At 64.5% G+C, this 15609-nt stretch carries 13 protein-coding genes; 6 read left to right on the forward strand and 7 right to left on the reverse strand.

Annotated features, from left to right (window positions below):
- Positions 1-105: 105 nt before the first annotated feature.
- The 4 genes from ACM42_RS32160 (at position 106) to ACM42_RS32175 (ending at position 3321) form a co-directional block, all read left to right on the forward strand.
- On the forward strand, positions 106-837 hold the full coding sequence (locus ACM42_RS32160) for an amino acid ABC transporter permease (RefSeq protein ID WP_271531820.1): 732 nt from the start codon (positions 106-108) through the stop codon (positions 835-837).
- A gap of 3 nt (positions 838-840) precedes the next feature.
- Positions 841-1533, forward strand: a complete 693-nt coding sequence (locus ACM42_RS32165) for an amino acid ABC transporter permease (RefSeq protein ID WP_271531822.1) — start codon at positions 841-843, stop codon at positions 1531-1533.
- 12 nt (positions 1534-1545) lie between these two features.
- Entirely contained in the window at positions 1546-2277 is a 732-nt protein-coding gene (locus ACM42_RS32170) for an amino acid ABC transporter ATP-binding protein (protein WP_271531824.1), read from the forward strand.
- Between the two features lie 183 nt (positions 2278-2460).
- Positions 2461-3321: a D-amino-acid transaminase gene (locus tag ACM42_RS32175; protein ID WP_271531826.1), complete on the forward strand. Its 861-nt coding sequence runs from the start codon at positions 2461-2463 to the stop codon at positions 3319-3321.
- 129 nt (positions 3322-3450) lie between these two features.
- On the opposite strand, the gene ACM42_RS32180 is transcribed toward ACM42_RS32175, so the two are convergent.
- From ACM42_RS32180 to ACM42_RS32190, 3 genes are all read right to left on the reverse strand, one after another.
- On the reverse strand, positions 3451-3912 hold the full coding sequence (locus ACM42_RS32180) for a carboxymuconolactone decarboxylase family protein (RefSeq protein ID WP_271531828.1): 462 nt from the start codon (positions 3910-3912) through the stop codon (positions 3451-3453).
- Positions 3913-3940: 28 nt separating this feature from the next.
- Positions 3941-5548 (reverse strand): MDR family MFS transporter, encoded by a 1608-nt coding sequence (locus tag ACM42_RS32185; protein WP_271531830.1) that lies wholly within the window; start codon positions 5546-5548, stop codon positions 3941-3943.
- 102 nt (positions 5549-5650) lie between these two features.
- Positions 5651-6802, reverse strand: a complete 1152-nt coding sequence (locus ACM42_RS32190) for an HlyD family secretion protein (RefSeq protein ID WP_271531832.1) — start codon at positions 6800-6802, stop codon at positions 5651-5653.
- Positions 6803-6940: 138 nt separating this feature from the next.
- Here ACM42_RS32190 and ACM42_RS32195 point away from each other — a divergent pair, with 138 nt between their 5' ends.
- Positions 6941-7852, forward strand: a complete 912-nt coding sequence (locus tag ACM42_RS32195; protein WP_271531834.1) for a LysR family transcriptional regulator — start codon at positions 6941-6943, stop codon at positions 7850-7852.
- On the opposite strand, the gene iaaH is transcribed toward ACM42_RS32195, so the two are convergent.
- Together iaaH and ACM42_RS32205 are read right to left on the reverse strand one after the other, a co-directional pair.
- Complete coding sequence (iaaH, locus tag ACM42_RS32200; protein WP_271531836.1) at positions 7847-9271, reverse strand: indoleacetamide hydrolase; 1425 nt, start codon at positions 9269-9271, stop codon at positions 7847-7849. The genes ACM42_RS32195 and iaaH overlap by 6 nt on opposite strands.
- Positions 9272-9347: 76 nt before the next feature.
- Positions 9348-12797 (reverse strand): indolepyruvate ferredoxin oxidoreductase family protein, encoded by a 3450-nt coding sequence (locus tag ACM42_RS32205; RefSeq protein ID WP_271531838.1) that lies wholly within the window; start codon positions 12795-12797, stop codon positions 9348-9350.
- 152 nt (positions 12798-12949) lie between these two features.
- Between ACM42_RS32205 and ACM42_RS32210 the strand changes: the two genes are divergently transcribed.
- A complete protein-coding gene (locus ACM42_RS32210) occupies positions 12950-13405 on the forward strand; it encodes an Lrp/AsnC family transcriptional regulator (protein WP_271531840.1) in 456 nt (151 codons plus the stop codon).
- A 30-nt stretch (positions 13406-13435) separates the two neighbouring features.
- On the opposite strand, the gene ACM42_RS32215 is transcribed toward ACM42_RS32210, so the two are convergent.
- Together ACM42_RS32215 and ACM42_RS32220 are read right to left on the reverse strand one after the other, a co-directional pair.
- A complete protein-coding gene (locus ACM42_RS32215) occupies positions 13436-14221 on the reverse strand; it encodes a fumarylacetoacetate hydrolase family protein (protein WP_271531842.1) in 786 nt (261 codons plus the stop codon).
- Between the two features lie 12 nt (positions 14222-14233).
- Positions 14234-15601 (reverse strand): LLM class flavin-dependent oxidoreductase, encoded by a 1368-nt coding sequence (locus tag ACM42_RS32220; RefSeq protein WP_271531844.1) that lies wholly within the window; start codon positions 15599-15601, stop codon positions 14234-14236.
- Between the last annotated feature and the right edge of the window lie 8 nt (positions 15602-15609).

The raw sequence follows: 15609 nt of genomic DNA on the forward strand, positions 1-15609 counted from the left end.
ATCTTTCGATCGGGATCATGTCCGGCCACTCTTGACACCAGGGTGGCCGGACATTTGCATAGGCGCTCAGGACATCCATGACTGGCGCGTTCGCGCGGGGGACACGTGAACTACAACTGGAACTGGGGAATCTTTTTCCAGCCGAACCCGATGGGGACCGGCACTTATCTCGACATGCTGCTGTCGGGCCTGGTGCTGACCCTCAAGACCGCGGCGCTGGCCTGGGTGATCGCGCTGATCACCGGCTCGCTCGTCGGCGTGATGCGTACGCTGCCGTCGAAGGGGGCGAACTGGTTCGGCTTTGCCTATGTCGAATTCTTCCGCAACATGCCGCTGCTCGTGCAACTCTTCCTGTGGTACTTCGTGCTGCCGGAGCTGCTGCCAAAAGCTGCCGGCACCTGGCTGAAGCAGCTCCCGAACGCGCCGTTCTGGACGGCCGCGATCGGTATCGGCTTTTTCATGTCGGCCCGCGTCGCCGTGCAATTGCAGGCCGGCATCGGTTCGCTGCCGCGCGGGCAGAAGATGGCCGCAACCGCGCTGGGCCTGACCACGGTACAGGCCTATCGCTACGTGCTGCTGCCGATGGCCTTCCGCATCATCCTGCCGCCGCTGACCTCTGAATTCCTCAACACCATCAAGAACACGGCGGTCGCGATCACGATCGGCCTGCTCGAGCTGACCGGACAGGCGCGCTCGATGCAGGAATTCTCGTTCCAGGTGTTCGAGGCCTTCACCGCCGCGACCATCCTCTACCTCCTCGTCAACGCCGTCGTCGTGACCGGAATGCGCTTTCTCGAGCGCTGGGTCGCGATCCCCGGCTACATCACGGGGAAATAAGCGATGTTCGCCAATCTCGATTTCGACGTCATCCGCCGCGCGCTGCCCTATCTGTTCTTCGAGGGCATGACCTTCACGCTGACGCTGACGGGGCTCGCGGCCCTTGGCGGTCTCGTCTTCGGCACTGCACTCGCGCTGATGCGGCTCTCCGGCTTCAAGGTCCTCGGCCGCATCGCCGGAATTTATGTCGACTTCATGCGCTCGCTGCCGCTGGTGCTGGTCATCTTCTGGTTCTACTTCCTGGTGCCCTATATCGGGCAGTGGGTGACCGGCGCCTCGCGCCCGATCAGCGTCGGCGCCTTCGCCTCCTCGCTCATCACCTTCATCATGTTCGAGGCGGCGTACTTCTCCGAGATCATGCGCGCCGGCATCCAGTCGATCTCGCGCGGACAGCCGGCCGCGGCGAGCGCGCTGGGGCTGACCTACGCGCAGAGCATGCGTTACGTCGTGCTGCCGCAGGCCTTCCGCAACATGCTTCCGGTTCTGATCACGCAGACCATCGTGCTGTTCCAGGACACCTCGCTGGTCTACGTCCTGTCGATCACGGACTTCCTGGGAGCGGCCAGCAAGGTGGCGCAGCGCGACGGGCGCCTCGTCGAAATGTATCTGTTCGCAGCAGTCGTCTACTTCACCATCTCCTGTATCGCGTCCTATGGCGTCCGCCGCCTCCAGGCGCGCATCGCCATCATTCGCTAGAGCGTGTCGGTCATGATCGAAATCAGCCACGTCAACAAATGGTACAGCCCCAGCTTCCAGGTGCTGACCGACTGCACCACCAGCGTCACCAAGGGCGAGGTGGTCGTGGTCTGCGGCCCCTCGGGCTCGGGCAAGTCGACGCTGATCAAATGCGTCAATGCGCTGGAGCCGTTCCAGAGCGGGGACATCCTGGTCGACGGCATCAAGGTCAACGATCCTAAGACTAACCTCCCGAAGCTGCGTTCGCGGGTCGGCATGGTGTTCCAGCACTTCGAGCTGTTTCCTCACCTGAAGATCATCGACAATCTCTGCCTCGCGCAGGAGAAGGTGCTCGACCGGTCGCGCGACAAGGCGATGGCGAAAGGCATGCAGCTGCTGGAGCGCGTCGGCCTCAAGGAGCAGGCGCAAAAGTATCCTGCGAACCTGTCCGGCGGCCAACAGCAGCGCGTTGCGATCGCCCGTGCGCTCGCCATGGATCCGATCGTCATGCTGTTCGATGAGCCGACTTCCGCGCTCGATCCGGAAATGGTCAGCGAGGTGCTCGACGTCATGGTGGATCTCGCTCATGAGGGCATGACCATGATGGTTGTCACCCATGAGATGGGTTTTGCCCGCAAGGTCGCCAACCGCGTCATCTTCATGGACCGCGGCGAGATCGTCGAGGACGCGGCGAAGGAAGACTTCTTCGGCAAGCCCCGCAGCGACCGCGCGCAGAAGTTCTTGTCGAAGATTCTCTCCCACTAACCGATCGTCATCCCGGGGCGCGCGTAGCGCGAGCCCGGGATCCATCAGGCGGCGTAACGCGGGGCGAAATGGATTCCGGGCTCGTCGCTTCGCGCCGCCCCGGAATGACGAATAGAGGGGTGATCCGTCCCCCTAACTGGCGTATAAGCGCGCCAAATTCCCCATCTCGCCAGGAGACCTGCCTTGGACCCGATCGCCTATGTCAACGGCTCATTCGTCCCGCTTTCGGAGGCCAAGATCTCGGTGCTCGATCGCGGCTTCCTGTTCGCCGATGGCATTTATGAGGTCTCGGCTGTGCTGGATGGCAAGCTGGTTGACAATGCCTCGCATCTGGCCCGGCTGGAGCGTTCGGTCGGGGAGATCAAGCTGAAACTGCCGGAGACGATCGAGCGCATCACCGAGCTCCAGAAGGAGCTGATCGCGCGCAACAAGCTCCAGAACGGTCTCGTCTATCTCCAGGTCACGCGCGGCGCCGACAAGGGGCGCGACTTCCCCTTCCCCAAGGAGGACGTCAAGTCGAGCCTGGTGATGTTCACGTCCGAGAAGGACATCATCAACGCAGCGGCGGCGAAGACCGGCATCAATGTCATCACGGTGCCCGACATCCGCTGGGAACGCCGCGACATCAAGAGCGTGGCGCTGCTGGCGCAGGTGCTGGCCAAGCAGGCCGCGGCCGAAGCCGGCGCGGGCGAGGCCTGGATGCTGCAAGATGGCTACGTCACCGAGGGCGGCTCGTCGTCGGCGTTCATCCTGACCAAGGACGACGTCATCGTCACGCGCAAGAATTCCAACGCGATCCTGCCCGGCTGCACCCGCAAGGCCGTGATCGCGCTTGCCGAGGAGCGCCAGCTCCGCGTCGAGGAACGGTCCTTCACGGTCGCCGAGGCGCTCGCTGCCAAGGAGGCGTTCATCACCAGCGCGTCCTCGTTCGTGCAGCCGGTGGTCGCCATCGACGGCAAGACCGTCGGCGACGGCAAGCCCGGTCCGATCGCAATGCGCCTTCGCGAGATCTATGTCGAGTTCGCCAAGGCGACCGCGGTTTGAGGCACGCCCACCGCTGTCATCGTCCGGCTTGACCGGGCGATCCAGTACGCCGTGACGGCAGTGATAGGCCCGATGGACCGCGGCGTACTGGATGCCCCGCCTTCGCGGGGCATGACAGTTGCGGATGCCTCACGCCACCGAAGCCTTCACCTTTACCGGATGCACCGCGCGGAACGCGATCGCGATCCTGTTCCAGGCATTGATGGCGCCGATCAGCATGGTCAGGTTCACCGTCTCCTCATCGGAGAACTGCGCGCGGACCTGTTCGTAGATGTCGTCCGGCGCATGCGTCTGCGAGATCAGCGTCACCGACTCGGTCCAGGCGAGCGCGGCGCGCTCGCGTTCGGTATAGAGCGGGGATTCGCGCCAGGCATTGAGGAGGTAGATGCGCTGCTCGGTCTCGCCGCGCTTGCGCGCGTCCTCGCTGTGCATGTTGATGCAGAAGGCGCAGCCATTGATCTGCGACGCCCGGATCTTGATCAGCTCGATCAGCGATTTCTCGATGCCGGTCGACTGGATCTGCTCCTCCAGCGCCATCAGCGCTTTCATCGTCTCGGGCGCGGCCTGGAAGTAGTTCATGCGAGGCTTCATGATCGTCTCCTTGCTTCTCGGGTTGAGGTCAGTGGGCGCCACCGGCCGAGGTCTGGCCGGGCTTCTTCAGGAAGAGGACGGCGAGCAGCGCCACGATCAGCGCCATGCCGAGCAGATAGAAGGTGTCGCTGAAGGCGAGGATATAGGCCTGCTTCTGCACGATGCGGCCGATCGCGACATAGGCGCGATGCGCGGCATCCGCTTGGTCGAGGACGCCGTGATTGACGAAATACTGGGTGAGTTGCTCCAGCCGCGTGCGCGTCGCCTGCTCGAATATCGAGACCGACTGCATCAGCACGTTGGAGTGATACTGCTCGCGCTTGGTCAGAACGGTCTGCAAGATCGCAATTCCGACCGCGCCGCCGAGGTTGCGCATCATGTTGAACAGGCCCGACGCCGAGCCTGCGTTCTCGGCTTCGATGTCGGCGGTTGCCACCGCCGACAGCGGCGCCATGACCGGTGCCTGCCCGATCGCGCGAACGATATTGGGCCACAGCAGCTGGTCGGCAGCGTAGTCGCTGGTCATGTAGATATTCATGAAGTTGGACGCCGCAAACAGCACGAAGCCGATGCCGATGATGATCCGCGCGTCGAAGCGCTGCATCAGGCGCGGCACCAGCGGGATCAGCAGCAGCTGCGGCAGTCCGGTCCAGGCCAGCACCATGCCGATCTGCTCGGCATTGTAGCCCTGGATGCGGGACAGATACTGCGGCAGGATGAACACCGAGCCGTAGAGCGCGATGCCCAGCAGGAAGTTCGCGAGCATGCCGAAGCCGAAATTGCGGCGTACCAGCAGGCGCAGGTTCAGGAGTGGCTTCTTCACCGTGAGCTCGATGATCAGGAAGGCGGTCAGCGCCACCGCCGCAATCACCGACAGCTTGACGATGAAGGGTGAGCCGAACCAGTCGTCCTTGTTGCCCTCCTCGAGCACGGTCTGCAGCGCCGACAGGCCGATTGCCATAGTGATGATGCCGGCCCAGTCGCCCTCGCGCAGCAGCGAGAGTTTCATCGGCTTGGCCTCGAGCGCGTACCAGAGCATACCGACCATGATCGCGCCCGGCACGAGGTTGACGTAGAAGATGTACTGCCAGCCGAAATTCTCGGTGAGATAGCCGCCGATGGTCGGGCCGATCGCCGGTGCGAACGTCGCCGACAGCGCGAACAATGCGAGGCCCACCGGCTGCTTTCCGCGCGGCAGCAGGGTGATGATCAACGTGAAGGCCATCGGGATCAGTACGCCGCCGGTGAAGCCCTGGATGGCGCGCAGCACGATCATCTGCGACAGATCATGCGCCAGCGCGCAGGCCGCGGACAGGACCAGGAACAGGATCGCGTTGGTGAGCAGATAGATACGGATCGAGAACACCTGCGCCAGCCAGCCGGACAGCGGGATCACCACGATCTCGGCGATCAGATAGGAGGTCGAGATCCAGCCGCCGTCGTCGATACCGGCGCCGATCGCGCCCTGGATGTCTGCGAGCGAGGCGTTGACGATCTGGATGTTCAGCACCGCCATGAAGGCGCCAAGCGTTGCGCCGATCACCGCGATCCAGGTTTTGGCCGATACCGACGGAGCGGCGGGTGCGGGAATGGCGGCGGCGGATGTGGCGTCGAGGGTGGGTTGAAGCGTGCTCATGGAAGCCTCGTCTCGGGTACGGAGACAGGATGCGGATTTCGACAATCGACGACGTTCTGGAGCGATCTTCCGGCAGGGTTTGACAAACCTGCCGGCGGCGGGTCAGCCGCCGTTCGGCCGGAGCATGTTGTCGGCGAGACGCTTGGCCGTCTCGCGCTCGGCCAGCACGGTCGCCTTGGTATCGATGGTCGGCACCGCGGACATGCCGGGGCGAAGCAGGCCGGTGAGGCTGTGGTCGTCGAGCACGATCTTCACCGGCACGCGCTGCACGATCTTGGTGAAGTTGCCCGTGGCGTTGTCGGGCGGCAGCAATGCGAATTCCAGCCCGCTCGCCGGCGACAGGCTGTCGACATGGCCGTGCAGGGCCCGATTGCGAAAACTGTCGACGTACAGCTCGACCGGCTGGCCAGGCCGCACATGTGTGAGCTGGGTCTCCTTGAAGTTGGCAACGACATAGACCGCATCGAGCGGCACCACAGCCATCAATTGCGTGCCGGCTTGCACGTATTGGCCGACGCGCAAGCTGCGGGCGCCGACCGTGCCATCCACCGGCGCGGTGATCTCGGTATAGGACAGGTTCAGCGTTGCCTGCTGCGCGACCGCACGGGCACGTTCGAGCTGGGCTGCGGCCTGGGCGCGCTGGCTGGTGAGCACGTCGATCTTGCGCTGCGCAGCCAGAAGGCCGTACTTCGCGTGCTGCAATTGCGCGCTGCTGGCGCGCAGCGCCGCGTCGGTCTGCTGCGCGCGCTGGATCGTGCCGGAGCCCGACTTCATGAGGTCGTCGTAGCGGGCGCGCTCCTCTTGCGCGAATTTCAGGTTGGCGTCCGCAGCAGCGACGTCAGCCGTGCTTTGCTCGATGATCGGCTGTTGCAGCTCGAGCTGGGCATCGATGTTGCGCACGGAGGCTTCGGCAGCCGCGACGTCGGCGCGGGCCTGATCGAGCGCTGCCCTGAAGTCGCGGTCGTCGATCTTGGCCAGCAGCTGGCCTGCCTTGACCTTCTCGTTGTCCCCGACCAGCACCTTGGCGATATAGCCGGAGACCTTCGGCGCGACGATGGTGGAATCGGCCTTCACATAGGCGTCGTCAGTGGATTCGAGGTACCGGCCGGTCTTCAGATAGTCGTAGCCATAGTCGCCGGCCACCGCGATGCCGAGGATCAGCGCCAGGCCGATCGCCGCCCGATTGATTGTCCGTCGAGACAGCCGCAGGCCTATTTTTGCAGTTGTTCCAGAGACATAAGAAGCGTTCGACATGACATCCTCGGAATTCCCGGTCGCCCGTTCGAAGGGGCGCGCATTGACGAGGACAAGATGCGTTGTCCCGATCATTGTGATAATCCCGGAATTATTTGAAGCATTATCCAGGAATCGCGGATAATCGGAGCTTTGGCCATGGATCGCTTCACCAGCCTCACCGCCTTCGTCCACGTGGTCGAGAACGGTGGCTTTTCCGCCGCCGCGCGCCGCCTCAATATGTCGACGACCATGGTGAGCAACCACGTCCAGGCGCTGGAGGATCGGCTCGGCGTGCGGCTACTCAACCGCACCACGCGGAAGGTGAGCCTCACGGAAATCGGCAAGGCCTATTACGATCGCTCAACCCAGATTCTCGCGGATCTCGAGCAGGCCGACGACATCGCGAGCGAATTGCAGTCGGTGCCCCGCGGCACGCTGCGCATTCACGTCGCCACGCACATGGTGCCGCTTGTCGCGCCGATCGTGGCGAAGCTGCTGTCGACCTATGCGGAACTCAGGATCGATCTGCGCATGGGCGAGGCCGATGTCGATCTCATCGAGGAGGGCTACGACGTTGCCCTGCGCATGACCCCGCCGCCGGATTCGAGCCTGATCGTGCGGAGACTTGCCACCTGGCGTCACGTGCTGTGCTGCTCGCACGACTATCTCGAGAAGCACGGCCGGGTGCAGAAGCTCGACGAGCTCACCGGGCACAATTGCGGTAGGCACTTGAACTATCCGTTTGGCGACGAATGGCGCTTCCTTGACCGCAAAGGCACTCCGGCCTCCGTTCGCATCTCGGGCAGCTTCGTCACCAATAGCGGAGAAGCCCTGCGAAAGGTCGCACTGGAGGGCGCTGCTGTCTGCCTGATGGCGGGGTTTCTCATTCAGGACGATCTCGAGACCGGCCGCCTCGTGCGCCTCTTGCCGGAATATCGGACGGTCGAGCTGTCCATGAACGCGGTCTATCCGCATCGCCATCATCTGTCGGCGAAGGTCAGGACCTTCATCGACCTGCTCGCGCACCACAGCGCCGAGCAGCAGAAGCTGATCAACCCTTATTCATGAGCGACGCGGCGGCGGCAACCGGCCAAACACGCTGTCCAGTGCCATGCCGATCGCCAGCAGACGACGATCACTTCCCGCGGGGCCGTCGAGTTCAAGCCCGATCGGCAATCTGCTGCTGGCGCCGAGTGCGATTGGGATCTGGATGCCGGGAATGCCGGCATTGCTGCCGGGATCGGTGTTCTGGATGAACAGCGCGAAATTCTCCAGGCTGCTGGAGTCCGGGTTGGAGGGGATGGCGACGCGCGGCGTGGTCGGAAAGGCGATGGCGTCGAGCTTGTTTCCGGAGAACGTGTTGCCGTAGAGCGCCTGAAGCGCGGGCCGTGCGGTCTTGACCGCGGCGTCGTAGATCGGCTTGGCGTCGACAAGCGTGTCACCGGGACCGGGCAGCTTTCGCGGGATCACGAGGCCCTCATAGGTACCCTTGACGTCGGCGCTGGAGATTTCCTGCGCCAGCGCCTCGACGCTTAGGCCGGTGCCGGTGTGTGCGAGATAGGCGACCAGATCGTCATAGGCCTCGTATAGCGCGACTGGAAAGCTGACTTGGCCATTGAACTCCGCCAATTGGGGCATCTCGATCTCGACCACGACCACGCCCTGGGCTTTCATCTGCTCGACTGCCCCATGGAAGGCGGCCTCGGTGTCGCCGTCGAGATTGGCCAGCATCGCCTTGGCAATGCCGATGCGGACCAGCCTGAGATCCGCAGGCAGGACCGGATCGCCACCCGCGATGACGCGGTCGAGCAGCGCGACATCGGCCAGGGTTGCGGCCATCGGACCCGCGGTATCGCGGGTGTGCGAGATCGGCGCGATGCCCTCTTGCGGATAGCGCCCGACCGTTGGCCGCAGCGAGGCGCACCCGTTCAGGGCGGCCGGCACGCGCACCGATCCGCCGGTGTCGGTGCCGAGCCCGCCCGTGACGATCCGCGCGCCGATCGCGGCGCCCGTCCCGGACGAGGAGCCGCCGGCGATCCGCGCGCGGTCATAGGCATTGCGCACACCGAACTCGGCGCCGGTCTTGAACGCGGTGTTGTAGCCGGAGATGCCGAAGGCCAGTTCGTGCATGCTGGTCTTGCCGATGATGATCGCTCCCGCGGCGCGCAGCTTTGCCACAACGGGTGCATCGGCCCCTGGAATGTAATCCTTCAGCGCTGGGGTGCCGGCACTACAGGGCAGCCCGGCCACCTCGATATTGTCCTTGATCACGACGGGCACGCCGCCGAGCGGCTTGCTCCTGTCGCCCTTGGCGTCGAACGCCGCGGCGGCCTTCAAGGCACCGGCCTCGTCCAGCGTGACGAAGGCATTGAGGTCGGCGTTGGCTTTGGCGCGGGCAAGAGCTTCCCGGGTGAGCGCGGTACTCGTGACCTTCCCGGCGCTGAGGCCGTCCGCGGCCTCGGTCAGTGTCAGCTTGTCGAAATCCATGATGCGTCACCCGATCGCGGGAGCGCCATCAGGGCGTCCCTCCAGGTTCAGAGGCTGAAGCCTCGCCGGCGCCGCGTCAACCGGTGGCGCGCATCCTTGCCGGCGACGGCGTGGGGGGCTCGGCGAGCAGCCGCTCGATTTCGGACTTCACCTTCGCGATCGCGGCGTCCTTGACCGGCCCATAACCGCGGATTTCCATGGGGGCCCTTGCAATCGCGACGAGATCCCGAAGACGCGCCGTGTCGAGCCCGCCGAGCATCCGCTCGATCAGGCCTTGATACCAGGCGATCAGATCCCGCTCGGCTCGCCGTTCCGCGGTGTAGCCGAATGGATCGAACCGCGTCCCGCGCAGCCCCTTCAAGCGCGCGAGCACGGTCAGAGGCACCTGGATCCACTGACCGAAGGCGCGTTTACGCGGACGTCCACGTGCGTCGCGCCGCGACGGCAGGAACGGCGGGGCGAGGTGATACTGGATGCTGAAGCCGTCCTCGAATTCGCGCTTCAGCTCGTCGAGGAAGCCGCTCTGCATGTGCAGCCGCGCCACCTCGTACTCGTCCTTGTAGGCCATCAGCTTGAACAGGGTGCGCGCGACGGCCTCGGTCAGCGCTTCGCTTTTCAGGTCGGCTTCGGCGTTGCGGACTCTTGCGACGATCGCCCGGTATCGCGCCGCATAGGCCGCGTTCTGATAGGCCGTGAGGAAATCGGAGCGCCGCGCGATGAGCTGGTCGAGGGTCTCGGCCTTGGGCGCATCGTCAACGTTCGGCAGAAAATCCGGATCGGCCGCGGCGATCCGGCCCCAGGCAAGGGCCTGCTTGTTGCGTTCGATCGCGACGCCGTTGAGCTCGATCGCGCGCAATAGCGCTTGCAGCGAGACCGGCACCAGTCCGCGTTGCCAGGCATAGCCAAGCATGATGATGTTGGCATAGACAGCGTCGCCGAGCAGCCGTTCGGCCAGAGCATTGGCATTGATCGCGCCGAGATTGCTCTCGCCGATCACGCGGCCGATCGCGCGCAGGCGGGCGGGCGAGGCGAGATCGGCGTCGCGGAAGCGGACGACGTCGCCGGTCGGCATCTCCGCGGTGTTGAGCGCAGCTCGCGTGCCTTTCCGATAGGTTCCGGACGCCTTCGGCGAGGAGCTGACGACGAGATCGCAGCCGATCAGCGCGTCGGCCGCGCCCTGGTCGATGCGGACCTGATGCAACACGTCGGGGCTCGCGGCGAGGCGGATGTAGCTTAGCACGGGGCCAAATTTCTGCGCAAAGCCGGTGAAGTCGAGGACCGAGACGCCGCGGCGTTCGAGGTGCGCGGCCATGCCGATCAGCGCGCCAACCGTGATCACGCCGGTGCCGCCGACGCCGGTCACGAGCAGATCATAGGGGCGGTCGAGCGTTCCGGGCGCAGGCAGGGGTAGCGTGGCCGCGCGGCCGACCGCGTCGATCCGGCTTGCGCTTTTCATCCGGCGCGTCGCGCCTTCGACGGTGACGAAGCTCGGGCAGAAGCCGTTGAGACAGGAAAAATCCTTGTTGCAGGCCGACAGGTTGATCTGCCGCTTGCGGCCGAACGCCGTCTCCTTTGGCTCGACGCTTAGGCAGTTGGATTCGACCGAGCAGTCGCCGCAGCCTTCGCAGACGAGGTCGTTGATGTAGGCGAAGCGTTTGGGATCGGCCATCTGCCCGCGCTTGCGGCGGCGTCGCTTCTCGGTGGCGCAGGTCTGCTGATAGATCAGGACGGACACGCCGGAGACGTCGCGCAGCTCGCGCTGCACGGCGTCCATCTCCTCGCGGGGGTGGATGGTGACGCCGGACGGCAGGTCGGCCGACGAGAACTGTGCGGGATCATCCGACACCAGTGCGATACGCGCCACGCCTTCGGCGCGGACGCTGTGGGCGATGGCATGGACGCTGACGGGGCCGTCGACCGGCTGGCCGCCGGTCATTGCGACGGCATCGTTGAACAGGATCTTGTAGGTGATGTTGGCCCTGGCTGCGATCGCCTGCCGGATCGCCATCGAGCCGGAGTGATAATAGGTGCCTTCACCGAGATTCTGGAACACGTGCTTGTTGCCGGTGAATCTTGACGATGCCGCCCAGTTCACGCCCTCGCCGCCCATCTGGATGAGCGAGGAGGTCTCGCGGTCCATCCAGCTCGCCATGAAATGGCAGCCGATGCCGGCGAGGGCCTTGGATCCCTCCGGCACTTTCGTCGACGTGTTGTGCGGACATCCCGAGCAGAAATAGGGCGTACGCGTCGCGCCGCTGACATTGATCGTGCGCGCGGCCTCGGGCATCAGGGCGGCCGCGCGCGGGGCGAGATTGAGACCCGGAAACATCGGATCGAGCCGGCGCGCGAGCACGTTCGCGAGCGCGCGGGGCGACAATTCGCCGATCCATGAGATTAGCCGTGCGCCGGTCTCGTCGTGCTTGCCGACCATCCGCTCGGGCTTGCTGCCGGGATAGTCGTAAAAATACTCCTTGAACTGGCTCTCGATGATGCCGCGCTTCTCCTCGACCACCAGGATCTCGCGCTTGCCCTTCACGAAGTCCATCGCATCATGCAGCGCCAGCGGCCAGACCATGCCGACCTTGTAGACGTCGATGCCGATGCTGCGGCAGGCCGCTTCGTCGAGGCCCATCAGCCGCAGCGCCTCCATCAAATCGAGATGCGCCTTGCCCGTGGTGACAATGCCGTAGGTGGCGCCCGGAATATCGTAGATGTGGCGGTCGATCGGGTTGGCCTTGGCGAAGGCGTAGACCGCGTGCTTCTTCGCCTCCAGCCGTTCCTCGATCTGCGGGCCCGGCAGGTCGGGCCAACGATAGTGCAGGCCGCCGGGCGGCGGCGTGAAGTCGGGCGTGAGAAAGGCGCGCGGCGGGCGCAGGGCGACGGAGGCGCCTGATTCCACGATCTCCGAGATCGCCTTGAAGCCGACCCACATGCCGGAGAAACGGCTCAGCGCATAGCCATATTCGCCGAACGCCAGATATTCGCCGACGCTTGCCGGATGCAGCGTCGGCATGAACCAGCTCATGAAGGCGACGTCGGACTGGTGCGGCATCGAAGAGGAGACACAGCCATGGTCGTCGCCGGCGACCACCAGCACGCCGCCATGCGGCGAGGAGCCATAGGCGTTGCCATGCTTGAGCGCATCGCCCGATCGATCGACGCCAGGGCCCTTGCCGTACCAGAGCCCGAACACGCCATCGACTTCGCGGTCGGCTTGCGTTTCGACCTGCTGCGAGCCCAGCACCGCCGTCGCCGCGAGGTCTTCGTTGACGGCCGGAAGAAATTCGATGCGGTCCCGTTTGAGCCGTTCCTGGATGCGCCACAGTTCGAGGTCAACGCCGCCGAGCGGAGAGCCGCGATAGCCGGAGATGAAGCCGGCGGTATTGAGCCCGGCCGTACGGTCCCGGCGCGCCTGATCGAGTGCGATGCGGACGATGGCCTGCGTGCCCGTGAGGAAGACGCGGCCCTCCTGGCGCTCGTAGCGGTCGGAGAGCTCGTAAGTGTCGAGTGACGGAATGGCGTCCATGGCGGACCTCGCGCGGCATCCTCCGGATGATGGAAGGTTATGCCTGGGCCGCTGGTAGGTCTTACCTATTTATCCCGTATAGATCGATAATACGGTAGAATTTTGCATCTGGCGCCCGAATTTGGTAAACATTGTCGCCTTGAGAGGCGCGCATGATCGAAGAGCAGGACACCCGGATTCTCGCCCATCTCCAGAGGGACGGCCGTGCCACCAACCAGCAGCTGGCCGATGAGGTCGGCATGTCCACCTCGGCCTGCTGGCGCCGGGTGCGGGCACTGGAGGACAGCGGCGTCATTCGCGGCTATGCGGCGCTGGTCGCGCGAGAGCAGGCGGGCTTTACAATGTCGGCCATCCTCCACGTCTCGCTGGAGCGGCACGACGCGAAGTTCGTCGACGAGTTCGTGGCCAGGGTCACGAAGCGCCGCGAGGTGCTGGAGTGCTTTGCGACCACGGGCGACGCCGACTATCATCTGCGCGTCGTCGTGCAGGACATGGCGGCCTACAACCGCTTCCTCGACGAGTTCATGTTCCGCATCCCCGGCATCCGCTACGTCCGCAGCAATGTTGTGCTGAAGGAGATCAAGACGAGCGTGGCGTTGCCGTTCTGACTTGCGGGAAGTGCCGCAGGGGAGGTCAGCCTACGGCTCTTCCCGCACAAACCTGTTCCGCAACGTCCCGACCCCCGTGATCTCGACCTCCACGACGTCGCCGTGCTTGATATCCGGCGAGGCGCCGTCGGTGCCCATCCAGATCACGTCGCCGGGCCACAGCGTGAAATACCTGGTCAGCTCGACCAGGAAGGGCACCACGCCGAAGATCATGTCGGCGGTCGCGAAGCGGTTGGTCTCCTTGCCGTTGACGCGGACGATCGTTTCCATCTTTTCGAGATCGGCTTCGGTCTCGATCCACGGCCCCATCGGCTTGAACGTGTCGGCGTTCTTGGAGCGCCACAGGCTGCGATCCGCCTTCTGCCAGCTGCGCTCGCTGACGTCGTTGCCGATGGTGTAGCCGAACACGCAATCCATCGCGTTCTGTTCGGTGAGATGCTTCGCCTTCTTGCCGATGACGACGACGAGTTCGCCCTCGTAATGGATCTTGTCCGTCGCGAAGGAGGGGATCACGACCTCCTCGCCGTGCGCGATCAGTGCGTTCTGCGCGCGATAGCCGATCTCGGGCCTGTCCGGGACGGCCGGCACCTCGCCGCGCTTGTCGGCGGCTTCCTTGAGGTGCTTCAGATAGTTCAAGCCGACGCAATAAAAGGTGCGCGGGATCAGCGGCAATTCGATCTTGACCTCGGACAACGGAAGCATCCGCGAGGTGCGCTGCCATCCGGCGAAGGGATCGCCATCGACCGCGATCACCCGGTCGCCTTCAACGATCCCCCAGGACGTCTTGCCCGAGGCGGTGAATTTCAGCCAGCGCATGTCATGTCCTCGTTATTCCGCAGCCTCGCGCGGCTGCACCTTCCAGGCGCCGGCGGCCGGCCGCTCGAGCCCGAGATTTTCCCGTAGCGTCCTGCCGCGATAGTCCTTCTGGAACAGGCCGCGACGCTGCAATTCTGGTACGATATGCTTGACGAAATCGGCGTAGGAGCCGGGCACGTAGGTTGCGGCGATGACGAAGCCATCGCAACCGCGCTCCACGAACATCTCCTCCAGCTTGTCCGCGATCTCCTTGGGACCGCCGACCATCGCGTCCTGCACTTGCCCGCGGCCGGAGAAGGTGACGAAGTCGCGCGCGCTCGGGTTGCTCTTGCCCGACGCCTTCAGTACGCCGTCGCGGATGCCCAGGATGCCCTGCATGCTCTTCAGTTCCTCCGTCGTCAGCGGCTCGTCGAGATCCTTGGAGGCGAAATCGTAGTTGAGTGCTTCGGCGAGCAGCGACAGCGCGTCGATCTGGAGCGGCAGCTTGTCGATCAGCGCCATCTTGTCCTCGGCCTCGGCCTTGGTTGCGGCGCAGACCGGCGTGGTCAGATTGCACAGGAACATCTGGTCAGGGTCGCGGCCGGCCGTCGCCGCTTCGTTGCGCACGGCTGCATAGCCGTCCTTGGCGGCGGCGAGATTGCGCGCGGCGGTGAAGATCACCTCACCCCAGCGTCCTGCGAAGCGCTGGCCACGGCCCGAAGCGCCGGCCTGGATGATTACGGGATGGCCTTGTTGCGAACGTGGAACGGTGAACGGTCCGCGCGACCTGAAGGCCGGTCCCTTGTGGTCGAGCCGCTTCACCTTGGTCGGATCGGCGAAGCGACCGCTTTGCTTGTCCATGATCAGCGCGCCGTCCTCCCAGGTGTCCCAATGGCCGAGCACGACCTCCATGAACTCGTCGGCGCGGTCGTAGCGGGAATCATGCTCAGGGTGGGAGTCGCGCCCCATGTTGAGCGCCTCGCCGTCATTGAGCGAGGTGACGACGTTCCAGCCGGCGCGTCCGCCCGACATCAGGTCGAGCGTTGCGAAGCGGCGCGCGACGTCGAAAGGCTCGTAATAGGTGGTCGAGCAGGTTGCGCCAAGGCCGAGCTTCTCTGTGACCATGCCCATCGTGGTCAGCACGATCAGCGGATCCATCTTCACGCAGCGGATGCCGTATTCGACGGTGTGGGCGTGGTCGTTGCCGTAGCGGTCCGGCATCGCCAGGCGGTCGTCGAAGAAGGCCATGTGGAACTTGCCGGCTTCCAGTATCCTGGCGATCTTCTGATAATAGTCCGCCGACATCGAATCGTTGCGCGAGTCCGGATGCCGCCAGGAGCTCGGCAGGTTCGTGCAGTTCTGCGCCTGGAGGAAGCCAACCAATACCATCTGCCGATTCATGCTGCTAT

Source organism: Bradyrhizobium sp. CCBAU 25338, from assembly GCF_028128965.1.
GTDB classification, from domain to species: Bacteria; Pseudomonadota; Alphaproteobacteria; order Rhizobiales; family Xanthobacteraceae; genus Bradyrhizobium; species Bradyrhizobium liaoningense.